Source organism: Providencia sp. PROV116 (genome assembly GCF_028482485.1).
Lineage (GTDB): Bacteria > Pseudomonadota > Gammaproteobacteria > Enterobacterales > Enterobacteriaceae > Providencia > Providencia rettgeri.
The window spans coordinates 158,843-185,333 of record NZ_JAMPQO010000003.1 but is presented as its reverse complement, the minus strand read 5'-3'; the positions used below and the strand labels follow the sequence as shown (position 1 = coordinate 185,333).

Below are 26,491 nucleotides of genomic sequence, written 5' to 3'. Positions count from 1 at the left end.
CATTATGGTAACAAGCTTTTTTTATGCAAATTTTTACTATTGTCTCAGTGCTATTGCTATACGATTAAATGCACTCATTAAACCAATAGCGATGGTTAGATCAGAAATTTGAGCATCAGAAAAATGGTGTTTTAATTCATTAAAGAGAGCATCTGATGTACCACTGGTAGCTATATTAACAACCGCTTCTGTCCAAGCTAATGCAGCGCGTTCTAATGAATTAAAATGATGACTGACCTGCCAGCCAGCGAGAGTATCAATTTTTTTGTTACTAACGCCATTTGAACGCAATGAATTTGCATGCATATCTAGGCAAAATGCACAGCCATTGATTTGTGAAACTCTTAAATAGATGAGTTCTATCAGTTCGTTATCTAACCCGCTCTTATCCAATGCATTTTTGCAATCAATAAGCCCTTTATAAGCTTCAGGTGATAAATTGTAATAGGCTAATCTCAGTTCACTCATGAGTGATTCCTTACATATTTTGTTGTCAGATAAAATGCAATGTTTGGTGCGGTTTGGTTGGAAGGTTGCGCTACTTTATTTTATAAAGAAATCACGTTCAATAGCATTAAGTGGCATTTGTGGAAACCAATATTAGATTAGTACGACAAGAATCTATAAATTTTTGATGAATATCGAGAGGAAGTTGGTTGTCTGTAATAATATCTGTGAATTCGTCTATTTGAGCGACACGAAATAATGACCATTTACCGTATTTACTACTATCAGCAAGCATAACAGAACGTGTAGCATTTGTTATTAGATCACGTTTTAGCCCAGCTTTTTCTTCTGTTGGTGTTGTAATTCCTTTTTCTAAACTCCAAGAGTTACAACTAATGAATGCGATATCAGGATAAATACTACGTAATAAAACGCGCCCATGCTCACCAATACAAGATTGGCTACTATCGTCAATTCGTCCACCAACAATTGTGACTTCAATTTGTTTGAATTCAGAAAGAAAAAGAGCAATATGGAGGTCAGAGGTGATAACACGCAGGGGCATATGAGTGAGCTCCCGCGCTAGCTCAAGCATGGTTGTTCCTGCGTCAAGTAAAACTGTGCTACCTGGTTCAATTAAACGGGCTGCTGTTTTCGCAATAGCCCGTTTTTCTCTTAGATTACGCTGGTTTTTTTCCGATGTAGTGGGCTGAACAGGAATGAAACGATTGAGGGTTACACCGCCATGTGTGCGAGAGATAACCCCAGTTTCATCAAGTTTAATGAGATCACGCCGGATAGTAGCCGCTGATACGGATAGTGCTTGTACTAGTTCCTCAACAGTGACGAGGTTATGCTGTTTAAGATACTCAAGTATTAAATCTAATCTATCCATTGTGCTCATTAGTTATACTACATTCATCGCAAGTTTAAGTGAGATGGCCATACTTTCAGGATTTGCTTTACCCGTCCAAGCAATATCAAATGCGGTACCGTGATCGGCTGATGTGCGCAAGAACGGAAGACCCGCAGTGATATTAACACCATCATAAAAACCTAATAATTTCAAAGGAATATGACCCTGGTCGTGATACATGGCAACGACAATGTCATATTGCCCTTGATAGGCTTGTAAAAATACAGTATCTGGAGGACAAGGGCCATAAACATCAATACCTTCAGACCTTACCTGTTCTATAGCTGGTTGTAAATATACGATTTCTTCATCACCAAATAAACCATTTTCCCCAGCATGAGGATTAACGCCTGCGATAGCAATACGCGGTTTTTCATAACCAACGCGTTTTAAAAAGTCTGATGCGATACGAGACACGGTTATGATACGCTCGCTATTTAATGTATCTAAAAATTTACGCAATGCAATATGTGTCGTGACATGGATGACTTTTAATTTTTCTGTATAAAGCACCATGGCATAATCTTTGGTATTGGTTAGCTGGGCAAGAAGTTCAGTGTGACCTGGGTAGTTGTGCCCAGCAAGGTGTAATGCTTCTTTATTTAAAGGTGCAGTAGCAATCGCTTTCACTTCGCCTGCGAGTGCTAGTTCAGTCGCACGTTTAATACAACGAAATGCTAAGTCACCAGCTTGAGCTTGGACCTTGCCCGCAATAAGCGCGCTAGGATCGGCTAAGGGTTCATCAATAATATTGATGGTATCCGCTGAAAATTGAGCTTCTTTGATATTTTGTATCACATTGATTTTTACCTGAGGAACTAACCCCGATTTAATTAATCGCTGCATTGTTGATGCACAACCGATAACAACGGCAGAGGCTCCTGCAAGTTCACCTTCTGCAAGGGATTTGACGATAATTTCTGGGCCAATACCAGCAGGATCTCCCATCGTAATAGCAACAACATTATTTTTCACAATAAATTTCCTCAATATATTTGATGGCTTCGCATAAAGTGGTTATTTGACCAAACCCTCCCGCTTTGGTGATCACGGGTAAATCATCAATTTCACTGTCAATAAAAGTGCCGCAAGGTATACATGGCATTACTTCAGATTGAATTCGATAACCTTTTGCTCCCAAAGTATTGGCAACCGCAATCGCAATATCTCCACCTGTTAAAAAAAGTCCCCCGATGCTGGAAACAGACAGCGTTTTTAAGGTCAGCAAACTAATAAAGTCGCTGATATTTTTTCCCAATTCATTACGTGTCATACCGTAGGTAGTGCATAGGTCATCAATATGATGCCTATCTTGCACATCTCGGCTGGTTCGTATGATGGTGTGTTTTTGTTGGTTTAATGTTTGACTAATTTCTTTGATGAGCGCAGCCATATAGTTATCTTGTGTAGTGGCTGCAAGTACTTGCGTTACATCAACATCAATAACACTGGCATCACAATGCGTTTGTGCATAGTTTACCTGTTCAATTGTTGCGCTGCTCATTGAGCCAGCGACAATAAATAACGGTAGCCCTTGCTTTTTATCCATGAAAATAATCTCAGGCAATGCATTTGCAAAGCCCGCAGCTCCAACGAGTAGGCAAGGTTGAGCTATTGAAAATACAGCCTTAGCAATTAGGGTTAGATCTTCATCATTTTCAGCATCCGTGACGATGATACTGGCTTGCGTTGGCTTTTGTGCTTGTAACCATGTTACGAATTGGCCTGAACGTATTTGGTCTAGATACACTTCAATAACAGGCAGGGTAGTCTGTTGATGGACGATAGTTTGGATGCGTGATGAAACTATTGGTGTTTTAGGGTCAGAAGCAAATTCAGTTTCAACAAGTGCTTTTCCATGAACGAGGCATTCACCATTTAACGTTACGCGTCCTGCCGCAGGAATAGCTGCGGCAACAATAGCAAATTTTAAGCCTGTTTCTGACATAATTGTCTCTATTTCTGCACCGATATTACCGCGAAATGTTGAGTCAATTTTTTTATAAATGACAGGTTTATCCTTCTGAGATAAAAAAGGTTTCAGGCTATTTCGTAGGTTTTCTGAAGCAACTTGTGCATTTAATGCACGACTTTCTGTGTTAAGCACAACGACATCAGCAAACCAAGAATGTTTTTGTGTACTATCAAGAAGTATCTCTGTACGCGCATGCTTTTTAGCAAATTGAACACCGGTATCATTTGCCCCTGTAAAGTCATCCGCAATAACTAATAGCTTCATAAATAACTCCTTACTCTTCAGTTTGTTGGGGTTGTCTTGCTTGTTGACGTTTAGCAACCCAAGAGGTCAGGATAGGGGTTAGAATAGCGGTGGTAATCACGGATGCAGCAATCAATGGAGCCGCAGAAAGCGCGATAGCCTCTAAGGATGGGTCGGCTTGTGCGATAGCGAGTGGTGTTGCCACTGCATTTCCTGCGGTACTTGAGGCTGCAGCACCTGCTATACCAGAGCCTCCAACTAGACGGTCTGCTCGAATATTAAACCAGCCGCCAACAAACGTAGTCAGCGCACCGAGTAAAATACCCGCGAGCCCACCTTGTAATAGCATTTCTAAGTTGATCCCTGCGCCTAGTGCAAACGCGAAGAAAGGAATTAATATTGGCCCACCTTTTGTTAGAAAATCGCGCATATGTGGGTCTAGATTTCCTAAGATCATACCAACAATTAACGGAACAAGAACCGCAACTAATGCCATTAAAGGGATATTTGCCATACCAGCTGCGCCTAGCGCGATCATCGTAAAGAAGGGGCCATCATTAAGAGATAAAATTGAGATAGCACCAACGTCTCGTTTATTACCAAACTCCCCAACTAAAGCGGCATATAAACCACCATTTGAATTACTCATTGCTGCAATAATTGCAACACCAGTTAAACCAAAAATCCCTTCCATTCCAAAGAGATAATCGACTCCTAGGCCAAGAGCAATCGCAACGACTAATTTTGTTAAGGTAATTGTACCTCCTTGTAATAAAGCTTGAGGTGCTGCCTTGAAACTAATTCCTGCACCCATACAAAGCAAGAATGCGCCAATAAGAGCAGGGGCACCATTTTTAAATAGTGATGTCGTAAAGCCACCGATTTCGAGAGCTTGAGGAGCAAAGGTGTTGATTAGGGCACCAAGTACTAATGGCACAACCATCATGCCACCAGGTATACGTTCAATCGATTTTTTTATTTGCATGGTTTTCTCCGCCATGATTTATTTTAGTCACAATGATTATATTTAATCAATCAAAAACAACAGTGATCAAGATCGCAATAATCCCCTTTATTATTAATCGGCGTTACATGCTTAAAATTGCTGTTTTTTTGGTTGAAAATAACGATTTATTGATTTTAAGATGGGGTGAACGTCATCTCAACTGATTAAGGTGGTGATTATAAATAATCATTCATATGTTTTATGATTGAAAATAAGCAGTAATAATTTAAAAGGATAAAACTAGCTTTATAAAAAAATTATCTGTAATGACTTATCAATACATTTTTACCAAGATAGAAACAGTAAATTTAGTGTTTTTAAATTTAGGATTATTAGACTTGTAGTTAGAAAGCAAGTAGTGACAATAGGCGCTTTATTATAATTATTATTTGATAGGGATTAACTCATGCAATTTAAATCAATGATTAAATTGGTTGTTGGCGCTGCATTACTACTAGTTATCGGCCTTGTAGGTATTAACTCATATACCATTGTCCAAGATGGTTCGGTTAAGGTAGGAACATTTTTAGGAAAAGTCGATCCAGTTGCTTATGATGCAGGTTTACATTTTCCAATTAACCCGTTTACAACGTTTGATACGTACTCAACAAAAGATATTCGTGTATCACTAAAAGAGCTAAGAGTACCTTCACAAGATAAACTAAAATCTATTGTTGATATTACGGTAATGCTTCAGTTTGATGGTTCTAAAGCTCCGGTATTACGTATTAATGGTGGTACAGAAAGTGAAGCTTTAGATAAATATGTACGCCAAAAATTGATTTCAACGATTTTGGAATTTGGTAAAGATGTTGCTAATGCGCAAGATCTTTATACAGCAGATACACAAAGAAAATTACAAGAATCTATTCGTGATGCTATTCAAGGGTATGCATCCCCTTATGGCTATACAATAAAAGAAATTATGATCCAAGATATTACTTTGCCTGAAGTTGTACAAGAGCAAGTGGTTAATACTAAAATGCGCCAAGAGCAAATTAACCAAGCAAAAGCAGAGGCAGAAAAAGAGCGTGAATTAGCTCAGAAAAAGGTTGTTATTGCTGAAGCGGAAAGAGAGTCTGCTGAACAACAAGCCATCGCTAGAGAACGTAATGCACAAGCAAGTTCATTTGCGATGCGCCAAGAAGCGGATGCAAAATTGTATGCTGCACAGAAAGAAGCTGAAGCTAATGCGATATTACAACGTACTATTACCCGTGAAATGATCAATTGGAAACAGTTAGAGATTGAACAAATTAAAGCTCACAAATATAAAGGTGAGGTGCCTAATATTGTGGTTGGTGCAGACTATGATGGCAAAATGATTATGGATATGCGTAATAGCCAGTAATTTTCATTAAAAGAATGAATACATTTACAACCTGTTCTATTAAGCTTGAAGTAACCACATAAAGTTGGGCACTTTTAGTCAATTGATTGTATAGCCTGATTTCGATATATAATCGGAATCAGTCTATTTAATATATAGAAGGGCACGTCCAATACTTTTGTTATGCTAAAAATAACTTATTTGCATGATTGGTGAAAATAATTCTGTTATTACCCAATATTCCTATAAATCAATTACAAGATGGTTTACCGGTACGATGATTTAGTGCACCATTATCAATAAGGAATTTTTGCATTTCTGGAAGATTATTTTTACATACATAAGTTAATGCACTTTGGTCATAAGAAAACATGGTTACATCATCAGTCGTTGTACTTCGGTTAATATCTGCCCCTTGCGATAATAAGTATTTAACCGTTTCCATTCTATTATTACTTGCAGCTATCATGATTAATGTTTCACCATCACTTTCAATCTGCTGATTATTCAAGTCTACTTCATTTTTCATTAGCTGATGGACTTTTTTTACAACATTGACATTATTACCGAGTACCGCGGATTTTAGTACGTTATATACGTCACCTGTATCAGTTGCCCAAAGATTAGCATTTTGCGAGATAAGATAATCAACCATTGCTTCATCACCAATAAAGGCAGCCCATCCTAGAGCCGTTTGGTCTAAGCTACCAGTGTCTTTGGCTTCTATATCTTGCCCCTCAGTAACCATTTGTTTTACTTTGTCTAAATCTCCCTGCTTTACGGCATCAAACCATTCGGCATTGACGCCTTCACTAGGACTTTCATAGAAGACTCTCCAAGGTAAACGTTCTTTATTCGCTAGTTCGACCATCGTAGCGTAATCTGTTTTAAAATGCCTATATTTTAAAGGGTTATTATTATTAACAACTTGGGCTTGTGATACTGCCCCAAAAGTAATTAATGAAAAAGCAAATATAATTTTTTTAATATACATATTTAAACCTTATTAATATTTAGTTATTTATCAGTATTGAAAAATAAACGACACAAAGCAATACAAATCATACTTATTGTATTTTTATGCGGTTATTCCGATTTATTTTACTTGAATATATTAAATTTAAATTTTACCTCAAGGAACGATGACATAATCTGGAGCGGCGATAGCAAATAGCTCATTTTTTTCTAATTCAGGCGGGTATATCCACTTAGTATTTATTTCTTGTTTTATTTTTTTCCCTTCCTTTTTAATATAATGTATTTCTCTCTGCCAACCTTCGGTATAAAGAGCCCCCCAAGCCCCTAAATCAAGGCAGGTTACATATTTAGGCTGACTGTAAGGATGAAGAGGAAGCCCTAACAGTTCAGCGGCTGCATTATGCCCTGCAACACGGCCTAAACTTAGGGCATGTTGGCAAGTCATTAAATTATGATTTCCTTGATTATCAGTGGGAGCTTTGACAGTATCTCCTGCGACGAAAACATTTGAGACAGCTTGTGCGTGTAAATAATTATCCGAGATAATCCTATTACTAGCGTCACGTTCACCGCGAATCTGTTCCGTTAGAGAACTTGCTTTTACTCCTGTCGCTAATACGACAGTATTTGATTCGATGTACTCACCGTTTGACAGAGTAACTCCATCATGGCTTAGTGCTTCGACTCGTAATCCCGCGCGTAATTCAACGCCACATTCAATTAAAGCTTGTTGAATTACAGGAGAGATGTCTGCTCCCATTCCGGCTCCCACAGTGGGTTCTGAGTCAATTATAAATACTCGGCTCTTTGTAGATCCACCTAGAATTTTTTTCAGGCGTGTTGGCATTTCCGCGGCGCTTTCTATGCCTGTTAACCCTCCACCTACTACCACAACGGTGTTTCTAGCTAAAGTTTCCGGTTTGTTCTTTAGTGCTTGTAAATGTGTTTCAAGACGATGCGCAGCTTCTAATGAATCAACATCAAAGCCATACTTATCAAATCCAGGAACAGGAGGTACGTTTAATTGGCTACCCGTTGCCAGAATAAAGCGCTCATAAACTAGTGAAGTTTGGTTGCCATTAGCTAGATTAATGGTTAATAATTTTGCATCTGTATCGATATTTTGGATTTTACCTGCAATATATTCAACTCCGACGGCAGCTAGCTGCTTTGAAATATCTGGGGACATATTATCCAGCTTTGCTTCATATAAACGCGGTCGTATAGTGAGGTTAGGCCTTGCTGAAATTAAAATAACTTTGATGCTATTTTCTTTATTAGCTTGTGAAATTACCCGCATTGCTGAAATAGCAGCCCAAAAACCAGCAAAACCAGATCCTGCAATAACAATTTTAGCTGTCATTATTGAATTCCTTTGAAGATTAACGTTAAGTGCTCATTTGCAAATTTTAAATAATAAAAACCCGCACCAGTGAAGATGTTATTAATTAAATACAAACGATGTGAATTTAAGGTAAGGCTATAGGATTATATGTTATGTTTTCCCACGACCTCCTTTGTTTGAACGAACTGTTCTAGCCTCAATTTTTTGATCCATCCAGGAGTTTACATCTCTATAAAAGCTATTAGGCGCGATTTGACATAGACGCTGCGCCACATCAGCAAGGGTTTGGTTAGCTAATACATCTCTCATTGCATTTTCAGCTTGAAGAATGACTTTATGTACGGAGCAGGTACCAGAAATAGCCCATTGTGGTAGACCATTTTCTTCGAAAACAGCACAACGGCGCCGTATTTCCTGACACTCGAAAAGAGGTTTATAGCCTTCTATTGCATCAATTATAGATAGAAATGTAATTTTTTCAGGAGGCAATGCCAATCGATATCCACCTCTAATTCCCTCATTCGAACTCACGATCCCAGCCTTTTCTAACCGAGGCAAAATTTTTGCTAGAAAACTTGGAGAGATGCCTTGTAACTCTGCAAGTTCTCTACTGCTAAGAGAGCGTTCGGGATTATCAACAAACCAAAGTAGACAATGGATACCATATTCAACACTGACAGTAATGTGTGCCATTTATTTAAATTTCCTAAGCATCTATTTATAAACAAGGACAATACAGGTCTCCGTTTTAATTGTCAATAGAACTAAGATAAGGTTAGTCCGCGTTATTAATGTAAGCTGCAACAAGTTGCATTATGGCATTTGATAAATAGAGCTATGGGGCTACAAGCGCTGTCCTTTGTCGTACATATTTCTATGTATGATCCTTAGTTAGAGGCGCTTTATCTTAAGATTGAACGAATTTTTATTGATATATTGAATGAAAATCTAAATGCGGTTTGGTTTTTGCTGAGCTTTTTTGCTATCTGTTCAAATATTCTTATTGGTTACAATATACGCGGAACAAAAGGGAAAAATTGGTTGATACTCATATTGCCATCATTAACCACGTTAGCACTATTTATGATTGCGGAAATTGATGTTCCCGGAGAAGGTATGATCCACGTAACACCGGATGATTTAATTATGCTACAGGAGTTTTTATTTAGAGATGGGGCTTGGCTGGGAAAGTAGGGTAACCGCAAACAACTCCCCACTCGCAAATTTGCGATGGGGAGTCTTACCTTAGCGAACTATAATGCCTAATAAAATTCCGATTGCGCCAAAGTCAGCGTCACTGAATGTCGTATTAGCAATACCAATATCCCCAAGAACAGGTAATAGGAATACAGGTAGGAAGGTAATTAGTAATCCTTGAGCAAATGCACCCAAGATAGCCCCACGACGACCGCCTGTTGCATTACCAAAAACACCTGCAGCAGCACCCACGAAGAAATGCGGTACAACGCCTGGAATAATCACCGTCATATTTAATGCATACAGAACGAACATTCCCAAAACACCAGCAGCGAAACTACTTAAAAAACCGACTAACACCGCGTTTGGTGCATATGGGAAGACAACTGGGCAGTCTAAAGCCGGTTTTGCGTTAGGGACTAATTTGTCAGAGATACCTTTAAACGCAGGAACAATTTCTGCAATAACCATGCGCACACCTTGCAGAATAATATATACACCGGCAGCAAATGTAATGGATTGCATCAATGAGAACATGAACCAATTCTTGCCACCACTGACTTCGCGAACGAAATCACCGCCGGCAAATAAGCATGTAATGATAAAAATAATGAACATGGTGAAAGAGATAGCGACAGGAGTATCTCTTAAAAACAGCAAGCTTTTCGGGACATTCATATCTTCTGTTGAATGTTCTTTGTTACCGAACTTGCTACCAATGAACCCAGCTAAAACATAAGAAATCGTTGAGAAATGACCAATCGCAACGTCATCTGAACCCGTCACTTTTTTCATATAAGGGTGGGCAATTGCAGGGAAAAATACCATACAAAAGCCAACAATTAATGAACCAACAGTCACTAATAGGGTTCCTTCCATTCCTGCGGTAGCTAAGATAACCGCAATCATCATGGACATGAATAAAGTATGGTGCCCTGTAAGGAAAATAAATTTCCAGGGTGTTAAGCGAGCAATCAAGATATTGATTAGCATCGCAAAGAACATAATCATTGCCATTTCACGGCCGAAGCTTTTTTGTGCGATAGACACGATAGCTTCGTTATTTGGAACAACGCCGTTAATACCAAAGGCATGTTGGAAAATGGCTGAGAAATCGCCTAGCGAGCTGACGACTAAGCCTGCACCAGCACCTAAGATCACAAAACCCATGATGGTTTTGATGGTGCCTTTAATACATTCAGTTACCGGTTTTTTCTGCGCGATCAAACCAATAAGTGCGATTAAACCTACAAGAATGGCTGGCTCAGATAAAACATCCTGCATCAGAAAACGAAAAAATGACATAGTGCCTCCGCTTACATTGCACCAAGTTTTTGTAAAGCAACAGTCAGGCGCTCTTTCATTGCAACTTTATCAATCATATTTTCCAGAGCAACGATTTCACCACCAACTTGTTGAGCAACTAATTGCTCTGCAATGTCGCTTGTACCAACAAAGATATCGCTTACGGTGCCTTTTGCGGAACCTAAATCCACATGGTCAACATCTGCACTGACTTGCAGATCTTTTAAAATATTCTTAATGCTCATTTCCATCATTAAGCTTGTGCCCAAGCCATTTCCACAAACAACAGTAATTTTCATAATATTTACCTTAATATCTAATTATTCATATTTAGCGATGATTTTAAGAATGTCATCTACGTTTTCTGATTGCATGATGCTGTCAATATCTTCTTGATTATCAAAAAGTTCAGCTAATTTTGCGATGGCGCCGATATGGCTATTGCTATCGGTTGCTGCGAGTACAATTAATAATTTGATTGGGTCATTGCCCTCAGAACCAAATTCAACCCCTTGTTTAAGAACGGTTAAACCAAGGGATAATTGGTTCACGCCATCTTCAGGGCGTGCGTGAGGCATGGCAATTCCTGGACCTAATACATAATAAGGACCGATTTTTTCGTGCGATTGAATTATTGCATCAACATATCTCGGTTCAATGAGTTTATTATTAATTAATGGGTTACAGGCGATTTTTATCGCTTCTTGCCAATCACTGGCTCTGTCGACGACTTGAATGACGTTAGGGGTCAGTAATGTCGTTAGCATCGGGTTGCTCCTGGTAGAGTGAAATTATTATCTTTGTAATGGTTGAATGAATAGTAGTGTTCTATGGTAGCGCTATCTAGCTGAATCTTTCATTTTCGTGATAGCGCTATCATTTTAAGAAAATATAGCGAACAAAAACAAAATGAGTACACTTGTCGGCTGATTAACAAATTCAACCTGTGGTAAGTTAATCTGAGCTGGTGATTTTTAGTGTTTCTTTAGATTTCAGAGAACCATATTGGCTATTTTTAGCTCATTTAATCTAGAACACGAAAAAAGCAAAAAAAACACGCTTGATTCGAATGAAAATTGTCCATTGAAGAGCAACAACCTTAGGGTTAATAATGAGTTTAGGCTAAGTAAAAGTATTACATGCAAAAAATACGAAAAAGAAAAAATACAGGGCGAGTCACGTTGCAGGATGTCGCAAAATTTGCAGGCGTTGGGTCCATGACGGTCTCTCGAGCTCTGCGTACACCTGAATTAGTATCCGACAAATTACGTGAAAAAATTAATGCTGCGGTTGAAGAACTTGGTTATATACCTAATTCTGCGGCAGGTATTTTGGCTTCTGGTCAAAGCCGTACTGTTGCTGTTTTAATTCCGTCTCTGCGTGATAATGCCAGTTCAGTTTTTCTGCAATCTTTACAAGAAGTGCTGAACAAAAATAATTATCAAGTTGTTATTGGTAGCCATGATTACCAGCAAAAAAAAGAGTCTGAAGTTTTATCGACACTATTACAGAGTAACCCCGCGGCATTGATTATTTTTGGGGCAATAAATTCAGAAAGTGTGTCTAATTATCTAAAGAATTTAGATATTCCAGTTGTCAGTGTTGCAGGGGAGTCGAACCATCCAGTCACGTTGAATATCAAGAGTAACGTTGGTGATGCGGTTAATTTTTTAACTAACTATATGTTACAAAAAGGGTATAAGAAGATAGGCTATATTGGCGCTCAAATGGACAGTAAAATGCAAAGCCAACAATTAAGTGGCTGGAACCGAGCGATGCTGACGTATAACCAAAGTGCAGATCAAAGTATTACAACGCCGTATGTTGCAACGATGGATTTTGGTCGTCAGGCAATTAGTGAGATGTTGACTCGCCAACCTGAGCTTGAAGCTGTGATTTGCAGCCATGAAATGATTGCGCTTGGCGTCATTTTTGAGTGCCAGAGACGTTTAATTCAGATACCTAAAATGTTAGCAATTGCTTGTGTTGAAGGTTCTTCAAATTGTGATCACATTCATCCATCACTGACTTCCGTGCGGATTGATTACAGTAAAATGGCTCGAGAAACAGCGAAAAGACTACAAAAATGGCTTGCTGATGTCGATTGTGATTTTGTTGAACGTAAAGAAGGAGTTGTTTTTCCGTATAAATTTGAAGCAAGACAAAGTGCGTAAAATTTAATTTATTGTTATTAATCACGTTTTATTGAATATCTTGCTTGTCCTTAGTGAATAATAGTGCGGTAACTCACTATTTTGTATAAACAATGGTGGTTTTTTTTTCTCTCGAAATAAGATTGTCGACTTGGTCACTACATCTTTTTTATTCTCTGTTAATGTATGAAAACTGCAAGTTAATGAATTCAGCTTAGCTAGAATTTTATTCAACACTTGCACTATTTTGTCATATTAGATATTCACAGGGGAAAACAATGAAATTACTAAAAACAGTTATTTCCACTACAATTTTAGTTTCTTGCGGTGCGATGGCATCGATGACGGGTTCTGAAGTTTTAAAAGTACAGGATGGAGGAACGCCAAATAAAGTTTACACTTCAAACAAACCGACAATTAAAGTTGCAACGTATAACATTGGTAAAAATGAGTTGGCATCAGATGTCAGTAATCTTGATGAGTTAAATAAGGCGATTGCGAAAATAGATGCTGATGTGATTGTTTTAACAGAAATTGATAATAAAACAGCCCGCAGTAAAAAAGTTCACCAGATAGAAGAAATAGCTAAAGCCAATAAGATGGATTTTGCTTTTGGTAAGGCATTGGATTTTGATGGTGGGGAATATGGTGTGGGAATTTTATCAAAATATAAAATCGATAAATCTAAAGTAATTAATTTACCTTCGGGTGATGCTGAACAACGTGTTGTATTAATATCCCAAATATCAAAACCAGGTTTTGATGCACCAATTATAGTGATGGGAACGCACCTTGATTGGCAGAAAGATCCAACCATTCGCATTGGACAAATTCGCCATATTTTAGATGCAAGTATTGGGGATACGGATACGGGATTTGATAATATTGCGGCATCAATAAAAATATTAGCAGGGGACTTTAATTCAACAGCGAATGAACAGCCTATCCAAGAAATTCGTTATATGTGGAACCCAGTTGAATTAAAGGGTATTGATTATCGTAGCTGGCCAGCGGTAAACCCAGCGATAGATATTGACCATATTTTTACATTTAAAGGCCAAGTTTGGGATGTGAAAAATATGGAAATCCCAACAGATAGCAAAGAGTTTCAATGGTCAAGTGTTAGCGACCACCTACCTATAATTGCTGAATTAGAGCTACAAGAGCAATAGAAGCTTAACAGAAAAATTATCGATAAAAGGCCTTATTTAGTTTGTAGGCCTTTTCAACTGTAAATGCTAACTTAATTGGTTAGCAATTTTTTCCTTTCAACATACCGTTTTTCGGCTACTTCCAAATAAGACTCAACTGTTGAGTATATTTGCTGACTCTGTTCGGCTAATTGTTGAGATGCATCCAATGTTGCATCTGTCTGCTGCTTAAATACGGTAAGAAAATCTTGAATGCTATCGAAATGACCTGCGACGTTAGCATAGTAAAATTGGTATACATAAGACTCCTGAGAGTGGCTTAGCTCTGTGTTATTTTTGATGTTATTAGTTGCAAGTAATAGTAATTGAATATTTGTCATGGTTTACCCTTTTCTTTGGAAAACAATGCTACATGAGATAAAAAAAATATTTTGTCAAATTTGGCCGGATAATTTTATGTATTGGCTAAAAGAAGCAATTTTTACTAGGAATATTCTGTAATTTAGATTGGTGGTATATATCAAAAATTGGATAAAAGAAGATATATAGAGAAGTTTAATGGTAAATTACTATATGGATATTGTTAAATATTCTTATGCATTTTGAGGTTGACTATTAATGTTAACTGTTTGGTATCATAGTAATAACATTTTATTAATTAACTATTTGTTTATTTTTGTTTTATTAATCAATTGGTTGTGTTGTATTGTGCTTAAGGTGGAAGCGATAACTCGGCTAATTTAGTCTGAAAAAAGAGATTAATGAACAATAGGTTAAAAATTAAGATGGCAAATGGTATAAGCTAATGTTTTTTTATATCAAATTGAATTTTAAATGTTTTTTATTTTTTAATGGTGGGATCTAACAAGGAGGGCTTATTTGAAAATAACGAATACATTATAATTTAATTTTAATTTACGCTTATATTGAGTTTAAATACTCATTAAGTGAGTTAATTAACATTTAGACATGACTATTATTAAATTGAATTCTTTTATTACATATTTGGGTTTATTTTTGTTAAGCTATGATGAACAATTAAGGCTTATTATTGTTTCTATGTTTTGGTAAATGAAACTTCTCTAGTTAAAAAAATACAAATTGAAACAGTTAATGTTTCAAGTACTATTTATATTCTTAGTTTAATACTGGTATGCTTACTCATGTGATGTGTAAAATAAAGTATAAATACGAACAGCCTTTATAAATTTAATTGTGTTTGTTTGCTCTGTTGGTGGTGGTTATCGGAGACAGTAATTAGAAAAAACAAGCTATCTAATAAGGTATTCTTATATAGACAAGACTGGATATTATTAAAATAATTATTATTTACTTACAATTGGCTAATGATAACTACTTAAGTGTATTTTTGGGCGGGGTGATTAGGTCATCCTGGTCAATTGGCTTGTTATTGAATAAATGAGAGCTTAAGAATATGAATATTATAAAGTTGCTCACAATTTTATTGTTAACTGGGGGCTCTTTTATTTTAGGGGTGACATTGAACTATTCCCCTACGCCTGATCTTGTGAAAATGGCAAAAAGTAGTGTTGAAGACTATTTATCTTTCCCTGAATCCGCTTCATTTAAAAATGTGAAATATAATTTTATTCGCCAAACTGCGGATAAGGGTGATTTAGGCTACGTTTGTGGTGAAGTGTTTCGGGTTAAGAATGCAAGATTAGAAGGGTATAAAAAATTCATTGTGAAAGCCTATAGTGATAAACAAGGGAAGGTATCCTTGTCAATTCCTATGGTTGAGGGAGATTACGATTTAATGCCAAAGGAAATGGTTGATTCGTTATGGGCAAGATATTGTTTTTAAAATTGAGTGATAGCGTATGCCTTTTATTAAATTAAACGCAATAAGGTAATACGAATCCTAAATAAAGAAAGCCGTAAGCCAGCTTTCTTTAGTATAAATATGACTCAACGTCATATTAGCGTGATTAGCCTTTTAATTCTCTAGCACATTGCTGTAAATGCAAGAAAGAAGTAAATCTTGTATCGTGGCGTGCTTTATAAGCTTCATTGGCTTGGTAGGTGAGGTCAATTGCACTAAATTGGTCCATGGCTTGTGCAACATCGTCACAGACTTTTCCTGCAACTGCACCGAGGATAGCTGAACCGAGTAAAACAGGCTCACTGGCTTGTGTTGAAATCACAGGGACACCGCACGCATCCGCAAGTAATTGGCGGATCAACGGGTGTTGGCCAGCACCGCCACTGACGACAATATTTTCAATTGCAGCACCGGATTTTGCCTGAGCTTCAATGATTTGTCGTAACCCATAGCCAATGCCACACACACCAGCAACATAGAAAGAAAGTAAATTTTCCATGCTGTTATCCATGGTTAAGCCAGCAATGACGGCTCTGGCATGAGGGTCAGCAAAAGGGGCTCGATTTCCTAAAAACTCAGGGACAACATGTATTTTTTCAGCTAGCTCAACAGACTGCGATGGTGACGATGCTTTTTCTAATACTAAATCCGCTAACATAACAGGCAAGGGTTTACCTTGTTCTTTTGCAGTGAGTTTTGCTTGTGCTGAAGCGGGGTGTAAGGAAAGTAACTGGTCAATTGCAGCACCTGCCGCACTTTGGCCACCTTCATTTAGCCACATACCTGGCACCATTGCACTGAAATAAGGCCCCCATACACCGGGTATAAATACGGGTTCTTTGGTGGTCGTCATCGTGCATGAAGATGTACCAAATACGTAGGCCATATTAGCGGTTGCATCGCCATTAACACCAACGGTACCAATACCGCCTGCATGAGCATCTATCATACCTGCGGCGACAGGAGTTCCTGCTAGTAAGCCCATTTGCTGAGCTGCGGTTTCCGTCAAGCCTTCACCACAAGGCGTTCCTGGTTCGACAATAAGCTGCCCAATACGCGCGAAATTTTCATCTGCGAGTTCAGATAAACCAATTTGTTGAAAGTAATCTGCATCCCAGCGCTTTTCATGGGCTAGATATGTCCACTTACAGGTTACCGTACAGGTTGAACGAGCCAAAGAATTAGTCGATTTCCAAGTTAAAAAATCGGCTAAATCAAAAAATTGCCATGCATTATCATAGGATTGACGTAGATTTTCTTTTAGCCATAAAATCTTAGGTGTTTCCATTTCAGGCGAAATTTTACCGCCAACATAGTTTAAAACTGGATGTTTTAATTGATTAATACGCTCAGCTTGCTCTGTCGCGCGGTGATCCATCCACACAATAATATTGCGCTCAGGGTCATTCGATGGGCTAACTGTAATTGGTTGTGTATCTGTTCCGATGACAACTAGTGAACAGGTTGCATCAAAGCCAATACCAGTCACTTGTTGTGGTTTTGCTTTTGATGATGCCATTGCGTGTTTGACACAATAACAAACCGCTTCCCAAATTTCGTTACTTGATTGCTCCGCGAAATTGGCGTTGTCACGAAATAGTGTAATATCATGTTTGGCAGACGCTAACATATTGCCAGACATATCAAAGACACCTGCGCGTGCACTACCTGTGCCAACATCGATACCAATAACGACTTTATCGTTATCTTTTAATGGTGCATGTGAATTATTCATTTTCCCTCCAAGGTGCTAACTGCAATGAATTGCGAGATGACAAGTTAGAGATCAACACTATTAGGCACAATAACAAGGTCACGAATAGTGACATTACGTGGGCGAGTTAACATAAATAATACCGCTTCAGCCACTTCAATTGGTTGCATTAAGCTACCATTTGCTAAGGCTTCCTCCATTTTTTCTTTTGGCCAATCATCAAGTAAGGCAGTAACCACAGGGCCGGGTAATACCGCACCAACACGCACACCATGCTCAGAGACTTGACGGCGTGTTGAATGGACGAAGGCTTGAACAGCAAATTTTGATGCGGTGTAAATCGGTTCCCAAATCACAGGAACAACACCTGCAATTGAACTGGTGAATAACACATCGCCTGATTTTTGAGCAATAAAATGAGGTAATACCGCGCGAACACAACGGAAAGCAGCATTAATATTTAAATTTAAAACTTTATCCCATACATCAGGGTCACCTTCAGCAACGGGGCCGCCAATATAGGCACCAGCGTTAGCATGGAAAATGTCTAAACCGCCTGCTTTTTGTAAAATGGCATCTAACATTCCATCAACTTGTTCCGGTTTCATTAAATCGATAACTAATGGAATTGCATTTTCACCTAATTCTTCAACAAGTTGGTTTAATCGCTCTTCTGCGCGGTCAATTAGAACGACTTTTGCACCTGCTTTGATCAGTGTGCGTGCACATTCAAGCCCAATACCTGAGGCAGCTCCGGTAATTGCTGCGACTTTGTTTTCAATAGAAATGGCCATAATTTACTCCAATCGGATATTTTAGCGAAATGTAAGAATGAAAAGCGCCTGAAATTAATGAAACAGCAATGAGTCACGGGGATGGATAGGTGGCTACATGCGATGGGTTGATAGTATTTATTTTGCAGTATATCAACTCATGCATCATCAATTTCAATATTGCTCAATCGATGTAGCAGTATTGCGACTTTTCGACTTTGGTGTCAAGCTAGTAAAAAATGGAGATGAGAATCTGTGACAAAGATCAGACAAAATAAGAAAACAACGATCTATGACCTTGCCGAATTAGCAGGGGTTTCAGCGAGTGCAGTGAGTGCAATACTCAATGGTAATTGGCAAAAAAGGCGAATTAGCGCACAACTTGCTGAAAAAGTGATCCGCATCGCCGAAGAACAAAATTATGCAGTCAATAAGCAAGCCAGCTTATTGCGCAGTAATAAATCCAAAATAATCGGTATGTTAGTTCCGAAGTATGACAACCGCTATTTTGGTTCTATTGTCGAACATTTTGAGGAAATGGCGCGTGAAAGAGGGTTATTTCCTATCATTACCTGCACGCGGCGTGACCCTGAATTAGAAATAGAAGCCGCACGTGCAATGATTTCTTATCAGGTTGATTGGTTGGTTTCAACAGGGGCAACCAATCCGGATAAAATCACTGAAATTTGCCAAGCTTCCGGTGTCTCAACCTTGAATTTAGACTTACCAGGCTTGTTGGCGCCTTCTGTTATTTCAGACAACTATCTTGGTGCAAAAAATTTAACACAACGTATTTTAAGCAAAAATAAATCTCAGACATCAACACATGAAGCTTTAATTTTTATTGGTGGTCGTGAACATGACCACAATACACGAGAACGTATTCGTGGGTTTATTGATGCACATAATGAAAAAGGTATCACAGTTCCACAAGAAAATATCTTGGCCTGCGGTTATGCTCCCGAAAAAGCGGAAAAAGCACTTTCACGATTTTTTGAACAGAATAATGAAGATCCACAGAAAATAGTGAAATGTGGTTTATTTATTAATTCAACTATTTCATTAGAAGGGGTTATTGATTGGTTAGGTAAAAAAGGCTATATCGGTTCGCGTCAACCTCATTTAGGCTGTTTTGACTGGGACCCTTTTGTTGCACTATTAGGTAATGACATCGAAATGGTTAAACAGGACGTACCAACGATGCTAAATCATATTTTTAAGTTGATAGATAATGAAAATAGCAAAGCACAGTTAATTGAAGTATTACCTGTGGGCGTGGTTAAAGAGTGATGTTAAGTAAGTACCGCTTATCGTTGATGATAAATAAGCGGCGGAAGGTTATTATTTATTCAGTGTGGTAACCAATAATTGATGGCGTTGGTTATAGAATTTTGTATAAGTCATATACCCAGCCAGTATGGTTGAAAGGCTTGCGGTACCTAACAGCATAAAAGTCACCATAATCTGGTATTTAACTGCTTGTAACGGGTCAACTCCAGCAAAAATCAGGCCAGACATCATACCCGGTAAGCTGACAATTCCTACTGTTTTGGCTGAATCCACCGTTGGGATTAATGATGCTCGGATACTGTCGCGAATAATAGCAGCAGAAGCAATTTTTGGGGTTGCCCCTAAACTTAACATTTCTTGAATTTGTTGTTGTTGGCTTGAAAACCGTTGGCCGAGGTTATTAAAGCATAATCCTACTGCAATCATAGCATTACCTGCAATCATTCCAGTGATAGGAATTACCTGCATGGGTGTAAATGCGATGGCGTTAGTTAATATTAAGATTAACAATGTAAGAAATGTACCAGAGGTAATGGCAATTAATGCAGTAACATAAATTTTATCAATATATTTGCTTCTTTTCTTAGCGTTCCACGCGGCATTGACGCAAATAAACATCACCAAGGCAATCGTGAGCAATTCGTGATCAACATTAAAAATATATTTTAGAATGTAGCCAGCGATCAATAGTTGAATAATCGCTCGGCAAGTACTCCAGATAATATCTTTTTCAAGGGACAGTTTTTCTTTATGACTAATAAAAATAGCCACAAGGACTAACAGGATAGAAAAGGTTAATGATTCATTGGAAATAGTTGGTTGATGCACAGTGATATCCTATGATTCGTTGTGATGAACAGGGAGGGTAATAACTTCATTGGTATGAGCGATTTCATCTTGATCATGGGTTACCCATAACACGCCTATTTTTTTGTCACTCGTTAAATGATGGATAAATTCATTCACTATAATTTTGTTTTCTTCATCTAGGGCACTGGTGATTTCATCTAACAGTAAGACTTGTGGAAGAAATTGTAAGTTTCTAATAAGAGAAATACGCTGTTTTTCTCCACCGGAGAGTTCGTTGATCCCTTTATCTAAAATAGATTCATGCAGAGAAAATTGATGCAAATCACTGATGACTTTCTCTTTATTAAGCGGCAATTTTCGAATTTGATAGGGAAAAACGAGGTTGTCATACACGATTTGTCCAAATAAGGTGGGCGTTTGAGTGCAGTATGAAACTTGCTGCCGATAAGTTTCTGGTGAGATGGTATTGATATCTTTCCCTTGAAACTGAATAGTTCCTTGAGTTGGTGAAATTAACGAGGCGATTATTTTTAATAAAGTACTTTTACCGCAGCCAGAAGGTCCTGTAATCAGTTTGAAGTCACCTGCCTGTAAGTTAATCTGCACATTATCAAGAATTGTTTTTTCCTCAATGCTATACCCAATGTTATTAAGTTGTAGTAGTAAGTTACTTTCTTCCATATTATCAATAACCTATAAATTAAATGTGCAGTATTTAGTGTGAGTGATATTCATTTCAATATCTTACTCAATAACCCAGTGCTGATATTGTTTAATATCAATTTAGATATAACTAATATTATGCGCCAATTAACCGAAAATTTATAGGGGAATGAAAAAATGTATTTTTACGGAGCAGTTACAACATAGAGGGGTTTTTAGAAGATTTTTACAGTTAAAGATAAAGTACAAATATTCATTTAGATTATTATTTTGAACATATGCCCATTCGGAATTTAGTGAGGTATTTAATTTGAGAGATATCTCTTTTTTTTTACATGAATAATATAGAACTTAATCGGCAATAATATTATATTAATAATACCAAGTAATTTAATCTTCGTTTAATATTTTGCTGTCTGTCTAAGACAGCACTATATTTATTTCATCTATATATTCAATATCACATCATGATGTTAAGGAATTAAAATGAAAAAATTTAGTGGCTATAACACCAACTTTTCACTTGATGGTAAGGTCGCTTTAATTACCGGGGGAGCAGCAGGTATTGGGTTGGCGATTGCTCAACTGTATGTTGAAAAAGGGGCTAAAGTTGCCCTAATCGATAAGTCAGATAACGTGGTAATGACTGCGGAGAAATTAGGCAATTCAATTGGTATTCAATGTGATATCACAAATTCTACGGCGGTTTCTCAGATGGTAGAACATGTCATTGAGCATTATGGTCGGCTAGATATTGTCGTCAATAGTGCTGGAATTGTAGCACTGGCTCCCGCTGAAAATTTAAGTGAATCCGATTGGGACTTAACCATGAACGTGAACTTAAAAGGGACTTTTTTGGTTTGCCAAGCTGCGGGTAATGTTATGATTAATAATGGAAAAGGAAAAATTATTAATATGGCATCTCAAGCGGGGGTGATTGCCTTAGACCAGCATGCGGCCTATTGTGCGAGTAAAGCGGCAATTATTGGTTTAACCCAAGTATTAGCACTGGAGTGGAGCCCGAAAGGCATACAAACTAACGCCATTTCACCAACCATTGTCATGACAGAATTAGGTAAAAAAGCGTGGGAAGGTGAAAAAGGAGATGAAATGAAAGGAAAAATCCCTGCAAGGCGCTTTGCCGAACCTTCTGAAATTGCGGCATGTGCGCTATTTTTGGCCAGCGATGCATCTGATATGATTACAGGTCATAATTTAGTGATTGATGGTGGCTACAGCATCCAATAATGATATTAAATCAATAATAAAAAAAGCGAGTATAATTAGATATTCGCTTTTTTATTTTGCATGATTTTATTTAAATAAAAAATAAGCCAAATAACATAGGTATTATTTGGCTTGTAATAGGGAATTACAAAGTAGGATAACAGATATTAATTATTGCTATATCAATTAATCATTAGGTTTTAATAATGAAAGCGACATAGTAATAAGTTTTTCTACGGTGAAACCGAAATGTTTAAATAATTGGTCCGCAGGAGCAGACTCACCAAAGCTATTCATACCCATAACTAACCCATCAATTCCTACGTATTTACGCCAGTAATCACTAATACTGGCTTCTATCGCAATGCGATGGCGAATGTGATTGGGTAAAACACGCTGCTGGTATTCTAAGGGTTGTTGGTCGAAGGTATCTGTTGATGGCATCGAAATGACATTCACATTAAAACCTTGTTCTGTCAGTTGTTTCCATGCTTCAACCGCTAACGTGACTTCAGAGCCTGTCGCAATTAATAGTAATTCAGGGGCTTCACTATTACTGCGTAAAATATATCCGCCTCGAGCGATATTGGTGAGCTGTTCGGGAGTGCGCGAATACTGTATTAGGTTTTGACGGGATAACACAAGTGCTGTTGGGTTCTGTTGATGAATGATAGCCTGCTTCCAAGCCACGGCGGTTTCTACTTGGCAACAAGGGCGCCATACTGACAAATTAGGTGTTGCACGTAGTGACACAAGTTGCTCAACAGGTTGATGTGTTGGGCCATCTTCACCTAAGCCAATTGAATCATGGGTATAAATAAGCACTTGCGGTAATTTCATTAATGAGGCCATTCTCACGGCATTTTGTGCATATTCCAAGAACATCAAAAAGGTTGCCGTGTAAGGGCGGAAACCGCCGTGTAATGCAATCCCATTTGCGATGGCGGTCATACCGAATTCTCTGACACCATAATGAATATAGTTGCCAGCAGGTTGTTTATTAATCGGCAGTGAACCAGACCAATAGGTAAGGTTGCTTGGGGCTAAGTCTGCGGAACCCCCGATTAACTCAGGTAAAATAGGGCCAATAATATTTAAGGTATTTTGTGATGCTTTACGTGTAGCTATCGTTGCAGGGTTATCATTTAATTTTTGAATAAAATTATCAATGATATCTGTAAATTTTTCAGGGAGTTGATTAGATAATCGTTGAGTTAGCTGCTCAGCGAGTTCTGGATATTGTTTTGTGTATTCTCGTAATGCTTGTTCCCAACGTAATTGTTGCTCAGCACCACGTTCTAGGGCATTCCAAGGTTCATATATGTCATCAGGGATCACAAAAGGAGGGTACTCCCAACCCAGTTGTTGGCGAGTCAGAGCTATTTCATCTTGTCCGAGTGGCGCGCCATGAGAATCCGCTGTACCTGCTTTATTAGGAGAACCATAACCAATTGTGGTTCTACAGATAATGAGTGTTGGTTTCGTAGTTTGTTGGTGAGCTTGTTCAATGGCCGCTTTGATTGCGGGTCTAGAATGGCCATCGACTTGGCGAATAACATGCCAACCATAGGCTTCAAAACGCTTTGCTGTATTATCAGTAAACCAACCTTGCGTGTTACCATCAATAGAAATGCGGTTATCATCATAAAATGCAATGAGCTTATTGAGTTTTAACGTTCCTGCTAATGAGCACACTTCATGGGAAATCCCTTCCATTAAACAGCCATCACCTAAAAATGTGTAGGTATAGTGGTCGACAACGGGGAAACCAGAGCGATTAAATGTAGCTGCTAGGGTTTTTTCTGCGATTGCCATACCAACCGCATTGGCGATGCCTTGCCCCAGCGGGCCTGTCGTGGTTTCAACACCGGGGGTATAGCCTAATTCGGGGTGACCCGGTGTTTTGGAATGGAGTTGTCGGAATTGTTTTAAATCATCAATGGATAACTCATAGCCTGTTAAATGAAGCAAGCTATAGAGCAGCATTGAGGCATGGCCGTTTGATAATACAAAGCGGTCACGGTTAGGCCAATGCGGGTCCGCGGGGTTGTGCTGTAAATAATCTCGCCAAAGAACTTCAGCAATATCAGCCATTCCCATTGGGGCTCCGGGGTGGCCTGAATTAGCTTGTTGTACGGCATCTATTGAAAGAAATCGAATGGCATTGGCTAATTTATTTTGTGGTTGAGTGGACATTACAAAGCTCCCAAAGTAAAAGCGCCTAAAGTAAAACTAACGTTCCCCATTTTCATACTCACTGATTCGAGCCACTTTTGGTGCCGAACGTCCTCCTTCATAATGGGAAGCCAGCCATGTATCAATAATGCTTTTTGCTAATTCAGGGCCAATTACTCGTGCACCAAAGGTAATAATTTGTGCGTCATTACTTTTTTGAGCTCGCTCAGCGGAGTATGTGTCATGGCACAGTGCTGCACGAATTCCCGTGACTTTATTGGCAACAATCGACATACCAATTCCGGTACCACAAATTAAAATACCGCGCTGGTGCTTGCCTTGTACGATCGCAGTGGCAACCGCATGGGCAACATCAGGGTACATTTCGTCTGCAACCCCAGTGTTTAAACAGTAATCAGTCACTTCAATGTTTAGTTCTGCTAAGTGAGCTTTAATCAAATCTTTCATTTCAAATGCAGCGTCATCCGCGCCAATAGCAATAGATAGCATGATAGAGATCCTTATTGTTGAACGAAAGTTCATAAACCAATCAAATGTACTATTTAGAAAATAGGATCTTATGAACAAATAATCAATAGTTGAACATATGTTTTTATTTTTATGATGATGAATTCTGTGATCTACAGCTTTAAATTTAATTTTTTTTGCAAAAAAGGTAAAAAACAGTCGTTTTAAGGCGATTTTATGAGAATTTTTGCACTGAATCACACTTTGACACTCTCACTATGGGCAAGGGTGAAGAAAAGAAGGTATGGTTAATTTGTATCTTCATTGAACTTATGTTCATTTTACAAACCGCCGAGGATAGAACTATGTGTGAACACTGTGATTCAAAAGCAACGATGAGCGCAGGCATTCCAGAAAAAATGAAAGCCGTGGTTGCTTATGCACCAAAAGACTACCGTTTAGAAACTGTCGATGTCCCTAAAATTAGTGAAGAAGAAATTTTGGTTCGCGTAGAGGCTTGTGGCATCTGTGCGGGTGATGTGAAAGCTTTTGAGGGTGCCCCTAGTTTTTGGGGAGATGCAGAACAGCCCGCTTATATCAAGGCGCCAATGATCCCTGGGCACGAATTTATTGGCCATGTCGTAGGCTTTGGGTCAAAAGTGGAAGGTTTTGCATTAGGTGATCGTGTTATTTCTGAACAAATCGTACCTTGTTGGGAATGCCGTTTCTGTAAACGCGGCGAATACTGGATGTGTGAAAAACATGACTTGTATGGCTTCCAAAACAATGTAAATGGCGGTATGGCGCAATATATGAAATTCACCAAAGAAGCCATCAACTACCATGTGCCTGTCGAGATGCCAATTGAAGACGCTATTTTGATTGAACCTTACGCCTGTTCTTTACATGCCGTGCAGCGTGCCAATGTCAAATTGGGGGATGTCGTTGTGCTTTCTGGCGCAGGAACATTAGGCCTAGGCATGATTGGGGCAATTAAAAAATCCGGTGCTGGTAAGTTGGTCGTTCTGGATTTATTTGATAAACGCCTTGAATTAGCGAAAGAATTTGGTGCTGATATCGTATTAAACCCGAAACGTGATGATGTCGACAAAATTGTCAAAGAGATGACTGAAGGTTATGGCTGTGACATTTACATTGAAGCAACGGGGGCGCCTAAATCGGTTGAGCAAGGCCTGAAGATGATCCGTAAGTTGGGGACTTTTGTGGAGTTTTCTGTATTTAAAGACCCAGTGACAGTGGACTGGAGCATTATCAGTGACCGTAAAGAACTGGATTTATTAGGTTCTCACCTTGGCCCATATTGTTATCCACTAGTGATTGAAGGTATTGGTAATGGTGATTTCCCAACCAAAGGCGTGGTGACGGATATTTTACCTTTAGATAAGTTTGCGGAAGGTTTTTCAATGATGGCGAAAGGCGACCCGCACATTAAAGTGGTTCTCGACCCGAACCTGTAGAGCT

General features: G+C 38.5%; 25 protein-coding genes and 1 pseudogene. 8 read left to right on the top strand and 18 right to left on the bottom strand.

Features of this window, described 5'->3' with window-relative positions; all coding sequences use genetic code 11:
- Nucleotides 1-36: 36 nt before the first annotated feature.
- The 5 genes from PSE72_RS03910 to PSE72_RS03890 all read right to left on the bottom strand — a co-directional run bounded on the left by PSE72_RS03910 (nucleotide 37) and on the right by PSE72_RS03890 (nucleotide 4,566).
- Nucleotides 37-468 carry a carboxymuconolactone decarboxylase family protein gene (locus tag PSE72_RS03910; protein WP_109911217.1) on the bottom strand — a complete coding sequence of 144 codons (432 nt, stop codon included), beginning with the start codon at nucleotides 466-468 and terminating at the stop codon, nucleotides 37-39.
- 106 nt (nucleotides 469-574) lie between these two features.
- Nucleotides 575-1,351, bottom strand: coding sequence for a DeoR/GlpR family DNA-binding transcription regulator (locus PSE72_RS03905; RefSeq protein WP_109911218.1), 777 nt, complete (start codon nucleotides 1,349-1,351; stop codon nucleotides 575-577).
- A gap of 3 nt (nucleotides 1,352-1,354) precedes the next feature.
- Nucleotides 1,355-2,338: a D-threonate 4-phosphate dehydrogenase gene (locus PSE72_RS03900; protein WP_109911219.1), complete on the bottom strand. Its 984-nt coding sequence runs from the start codon at nucleotides 2,336-2,338 to the stop codon at nucleotides 1,355-1,357.
- Nucleotides 2,328-3,602, bottom strand: a complete 1,275-nt coding sequence (gene dtnK / locus PSE72_RS03895) for a D-threonate kinase (protein ID WP_110731867.1) — start codon at nucleotides 3,600-3,602, stop codon at nucleotides 2,328-2,330. The genes PSE72_RS03900 and dtnK overlap by 11 nt, the downstream gene beginning before the upstream one ends.
- A gap of 10 nt (nucleotides 3,603-3,612) precedes the next feature.
- Complete coding sequence (locus tag PSE72_RS03890; protein WP_109911221.1) at nucleotides 3,613-4,566, bottom strand: 2-keto-3-deoxygluconate permease 1; 954 nt, start codon at nucleotides 4,564-4,566, stop codon at nucleotides 3,613-3,615.
- 427 nt (nucleotides 4,567-4,993) lie between these two features.
- Between PSE72_RS03890 and PSE72_RS03885 the strand changes: the two genes are divergently transcribed.
- On the top strand, nucleotides 4,994-5,938 hold the full coding sequence (locus PSE72_RS03885) for an SPFH domain-containing protein (protein WP_004910213.1): 945 nt from the start codon (nucleotides 4,994-4,996) through the stop codon (nucleotides 5,936-5,938).
- Nucleotides 5,939-6,167: 229 nt separating this feature from the next.
- Here the strand turns inward: PSE72_RS03885 and PSE72_RS03880 are convergent, their stop codons facing one another.
- From PSE72_RS03880 to PSE72_RS03870, 3 genes are all read right to left on the bottom strand, one after another.
- The gene (locus PSE72_RS03880) at nucleotides 6,168-6,911 is read right to left on the bottom strand and encodes an ankyrin repeat domain-containing protein (RefSeq protein ID WP_217007741.1); all 744 of its coding nucleotides are present in this window, start codon (nucleotides 6,909-6,911) and stop codon (nucleotides 6,168-6,170) included.
- A gap of 138 nt (nucleotides 6,912-7,049) precedes the next feature.
- Nucleotides 7,050-8,258, bottom strand: coding sequence for an NAD(P)/FAD-dependent oxidoreductase (locus PSE72_RS03875; protein ID WP_217007740.1), 1,209 nt, complete (start codon nucleotides 8,256-8,258; stop codon nucleotides 7,050-7,052).
- 132 nt (nucleotides 8,259-8,390) lie between these two features.
- Nucleotides 8,391-8,933: an RrF2 family transcriptional regulator gene (locus PSE72_RS03870; RefSeq protein ID WP_004910219.1), complete on the bottom strand. Its 543-nt coding sequence runs from the start codon at nucleotides 8,931-8,933 to the stop codon at nucleotides 8,391-8,393.
- Nucleotides 8,934-9,191: 258 nt separating this feature from the next.
- Between PSE72_RS03870 and PSE72_RS19870 the strand changes: the two are divergent.
- A pseudogene (locus PSE72_RS19870) lies at nucleotides 9,192-9,434 on the top strand (hypothetical protein); the annotation flags it as partial.
- A 51-nt stretch (nucleotides 9,435-9,485) separates the two neighbouring features.
- On the opposite strand, the gene PSE72_RS03860 reads toward PSE72_RS19870, so the two are convergent.
- From PSE72_RS03860 to PSE72_RS03850, 3 genes are read right to left on the bottom strand one after another with little or no spacing between them, the layout of a single operon-like run.
- On the bottom strand, nucleotides 9,486-10,742 hold the full coding sequence (locus PSE72_RS03860) for a PTS ascorbate transporter subunit IIC (RefSeq protein ID WP_036958647.1): 1,257 nt from the start codon (nucleotides 10,740-10,742) through the stop codon (nucleotides 9,486-9,488).
- Nucleotides 10,743-10,753: 11 nt separating this feature from the next.
- A complete protein-coding gene (locus PSE72_RS03855; RefSeq protein WP_004910231.1) occupies nucleotides 10,754-11,041 on the bottom strand; it encodes a PTS sugar transporter subunit IIB in 288 nt (95 codons plus the stop codon).
- Nucleotides 11,042-11,062: 21 nt separating this feature from the next.
- Nucleotides 11,063-11,509 carry a PTS sugar transporter subunit IIA gene (locus PSE72_RS03850; RefSeq protein ID WP_109911223.1) on the bottom strand — a complete coding sequence of 149 codons (447 nt, stop codon included), beginning with the start codon at nucleotides 11,507-11,509 and terminating at the stop codon, nucleotides 11,063-11,065.
- A 372-nt stretch (nucleotides 11,510-11,881) separates the two neighbouring features.
- On the opposite strand from PSE72_RS03850, the gene PSE72_RS03845 reads away from it, so the two are divergent.
- Nucleotides 11,882-12,916, top strand: coding sequence for a LacI family DNA-binding transcriptional regulator (locus PSE72_RS03845; protein WP_115167410.1), 1,035 nt, complete (start codon nucleotides 11,882-11,884; stop codon nucleotides 12,914-12,916).
- Between the two features lie 257 nt (nucleotides 12,917-13,173).
- Nucleotides 13,174-14,067 carry an endonuclease/exonuclease/phosphatase family protein gene (locus PSE72_RS03840; RefSeq protein WP_115167409.1) on the top strand — a complete coding sequence of 298 codons (894 nt, stop codon included), beginning with the start codon at nucleotides 13,174-13,176 and terminating at the stop codon, nucleotides 14,065-14,067.
- Between the two features lie 71 nt (nucleotides 14,068-14,138).
- On the opposite strand, the gene PSE72_RS03835 is transcribed toward PSE72_RS03840, so the two are convergent.
- Nucleotides 14,139-14,426: a hypothetical protein gene (locus tag PSE72_RS03835; protein WP_115167408.1), complete on the bottom strand. Its 288-nt coding sequence runs from the start codon at nucleotides 14,424-14,426 to the stop codon at nucleotides 14,139-14,141.
- Between the two features lie 1,055 nt (nucleotides 14,427-15,481).
- Here PSE72_RS03835 and PSE72_RS03830 point away from each other — a divergent pair.
- Nucleotides 15,482-15,871, top strand: a complete 390-nt coding sequence (locus tag PSE72_RS03830; protein ID WP_004910246.1) for a hypothetical protein — start codon at nucleotides 15,482-15,484, stop codon at nucleotides 15,869-15,871.
- Nucleotides 15,872-15,995: 124 nt separating this feature from the next.
- On the opposite strand, the gene PSE72_RS03825 is transcribed toward PSE72_RS03830, so the two are convergent.
- The gene (locus PSE72_RS03825) at nucleotides 15,996-17,624 is read right to left on the bottom strand and encodes an FGGY-family carbohydrate kinase (protein ID WP_004910248.1); all 1,629 of its coding nucleotides are present in this window, start codon (nucleotides 17,622-17,624) and stop codon (nucleotides 15,996-15,998) included.
- Nucleotides 17,625-17,668: 44 nt separating this feature from the next.
- Nucleotides 17,669-18,397: an SDR family oxidoreductase gene (locus PSE72_RS03820; RefSeq protein ID WP_004910250.1), complete on the bottom strand. Its 729-nt coding sequence runs from the start codon at nucleotides 18,395-18,397 to the stop codon at nucleotides 17,669-17,671.
- A gap of 234 nt (nucleotides 18,398-18,631) precedes the next feature.
- On the opposite strand from PSE72_RS03820, the gene PSE72_RS03815 reads away from it, so the two are divergent.
- On the top strand, nucleotides 18,632-19,666 hold the full coding sequence (locus PSE72_RS03815; protein ID WP_115167407.1) for a LacI family DNA-binding transcriptional regulator: 1,035 nt from the start codon (nucleotides 18,632-18,634) through the stop codon (nucleotides 19,664-19,666).
- Between the two features lie 51 nt (nucleotides 19,667-19,717).
- Here the strand turns inward: PSE72_RS03815 and fetB are convergent, their stop codons facing one another.
- Nucleotides 19,718-20,494, bottom strand: a complete 777-nt coding sequence (gene fetB, locus PSE72_RS03810; RefSeq protein WP_004910254.1) for an iron efflux ABC transporter permease subunit FetB — start codon at nucleotides 20,492-20,494, stop codon at nucleotides 19,718-19,720.
- Between the two features lie 9 nt (nucleotides 20,495-20,503).
- Nucleotides 20,504-21,157, bottom strand: a complete 654-nt coding sequence (gene fetA / locus PSE72_RS03805) for an iron efflux ABC transporter ATP-binding subunit FetA (RefSeq protein WP_115167406.1) — start codon at nucleotides 21,155-21,157, stop codon at nucleotides 20,504-20,506.
- Nucleotides 21,158-21,625: 468 nt separating this feature from the next.
- Between fetA and PSE72_RS03800 the strand changes: the two genes are divergently transcribed.
- Nucleotides 21,626-22,387 (top strand): SDR family oxidoreductase, encoded by a 762-nt coding sequence (locus PSE72_RS03800; protein WP_272673805.1) that lies wholly within the window; start codon nucleotides 21,626-21,628, stop codon nucleotides 22,385-22,387.
- Between the two features lie 165 nt (nucleotides 22,388-22,552).
- Here the strand turns inward: PSE72_RS03800 and tkt are convergent, their stop codons facing one another.
- The gene (tkt, locus tag PSE72_RS03795) at nucleotides 22,553-24,562 is read right to left on the bottom strand and encodes a transketolase (protein ID WP_110731868.1); all 2,010 of its coding nucleotides are present in this window, start codon (nucleotides 24,560-24,562) and stop codon (nucleotides 22,553-22,555) included.
- A 36-nt stretch (nucleotides 24,563-24,598) separates the two neighbouring features.
- Nucleotides 24,599-25,051, bottom strand: a complete 453-nt coding sequence (gene rpiB, locus PSE72_RS03790; protein WP_109911228.1) for a ribose 5-phosphate isomerase B — start codon at nucleotides 25,049-25,051, stop codon at nucleotides 24,599-24,601.
- A gap of 323 nt (nucleotides 25,052-25,374) precedes the next feature.
- Between rpiB and PSE72_RS03785 the strand changes: the two genes are divergently transcribed.
- The gene (locus tag PSE72_RS03785) at nucleotides 25,375-26,487 is read left to right on the top strand and encodes an MDR/zinc-dependent alcohol dehydrogenase-like family protein (RefSeq protein ID WP_004910265.1); all 1,113 of its coding nucleotides are present in this window, start codon (nucleotides 25,375-25,377) and stop codon (nucleotides 26,485-26,487) included.
- The last annotated feature ends 4 nt before the right edge of the window (nucleotides 26,488-26,491 follow it).

Bases quoted from the DNA above. Each gene is read 5' to 3' on its own strand.
- PSE72_RS03910 (WP_109911217.1), bottom strand. From the start codon at position 468: ATGAGTGAACTGAGATTAGCCTATTACAATTTATCACCTGAAGCTTAT.
- PSE72_RS03905 (WP_109911218.1), bottom strand. From the start codon at position 1,351: ATGAGCACAATGGATAGATTAGATTTAATACTTGAGTATCTTAAACAG.
- dtnK (WP_110731867.1), bottom strand. From the start codon at position 3,602: ATGAAGCTATTAGTTATTGCGGATGACTTTACAGGGGCAAATGATACC.
- PSE72_RS03890 (WP_109911221.1), bottom strand. From the start codon at position 4,566: ATGCAAATAAAAAAATCGATTGAACGTATACCTGGTGGCATGATGGTT.
- PSE72_RS03885 (WP_004910213.1), top strand. From the start codon at position 4,994: ATGCAATTTAAATCAATGATTAAATTGGTTGTTGGCGCTGCATTACTA.
- PSE72_RS03880 (WP_217007741.1), bottom strand. From the start codon at position 6,911: ATGTATATTAAAAAAATTATATTTGCTTTTTCATTAATTACTTTTGGG.
- PSE72_RS03875 (WP_217007740.1), bottom strand. From the start codon at position 8,258: ATGACAGCTAAAATTGTTATTGCAGGATCTGGTTTTGCTGGTTTTTGG.
- PSE72_RS03870 (WP_004910219.1), bottom strand. From the start codon at position 8,933: ATGGCACACATTACTGTCAGTGTTGAATATGGTATCCATTGTCTACTT.
- PSE72_RS03860 (WP_036958647.1), bottom strand. From the start codon at position 10,742: ATGTCATTTTTTCGTTTTCTGATGCAGGATGTTTTATCTGAGCCAGCC.
- PSE72_RS03855 (WP_004910231.1), bottom strand. From the start codon at position 11,041: ATGAAAATTACTGTTGTTTGTGGAAATGGCTTGGGCACAAGCTTAATG.
- PSE72_RS03850 (WP_109911223.1), bottom strand. From the start codon at position 11,509: ATGCTAACGACATTACTGACCCCTAACGTCATTCAAGTCGTCGACAGA.
- PSE72_RS03845 (WP_115167410.1), top strand. From the start codon at position 11,882: ATGCAAAAAATACGAAAAAGAAAAAATACAGGGCGAGTCACGTTGCAG.
- PSE72_RS03840 (WP_115167409.1), top strand. From the start codon at position 13,174: ATGAAATTACTAAAAACAGTTATTTCCACTACAATTTTAGTTTCTTGC.
- PSE72_RS03835 (WP_115167408.1), bottom strand. From the start codon at position 14,426: ATGACAAATATTCAATTACTATTACTTGCAACTAATAACATCAAAAAT.
- PSE72_RS03830 (WP_004910246.1), top strand. From the start codon at position 15,482: ATGAATATTATAAAGTTGCTCACAATTTTATTGTTAACTGGGGGCTCT.
- PSE72_RS03825 (WP_004910248.1), bottom strand. From the start codon at position 17,624: ATGAATAATTCACATGCACCATTAAAAGATAACGATAAAGTCGTTATT.
- PSE72_RS03820 (WP_004910250.1), bottom strand. From the start codon at position 18,397: ATGGCCATTTCTATTGAAAACAAAGTCGCAGCAATTACCGGAGCTGCC.
- fetA (WP_115167406.1), bottom strand. From the start codon at position 21,157: ATGGAAGAAAGTAACTTACTACTACAACTTAATAACATTGGGTATAGC.
- PSE72_RS03800 (WP_272673805.1), top strand. From the start codon at position 21,626: ATGAAAAAATTTAGTGGCTATAACACCAACTTTTCACTTGATGGTAAG.
- tkt (WP_110731868.1), bottom strand. From the start codon at position 24,562: ATGTCCACTCAACCACAAAATAAATTAGCCAATGCCATTCGATTTCTT.
- rpiB (WP_109911228.1), bottom strand. From the start codon at position 25,051: ATGCTATCTATTGCTATTGGCGCGGATGACGCTGCATTTGAAATGAAA.
- PSE72_RS03785 (WP_004910265.1), top strand. From the start codon at position 25,375: ATGTGTGAACACTGTGATTCAAAAGCAACGATGAGCGCAGGCATTCCA.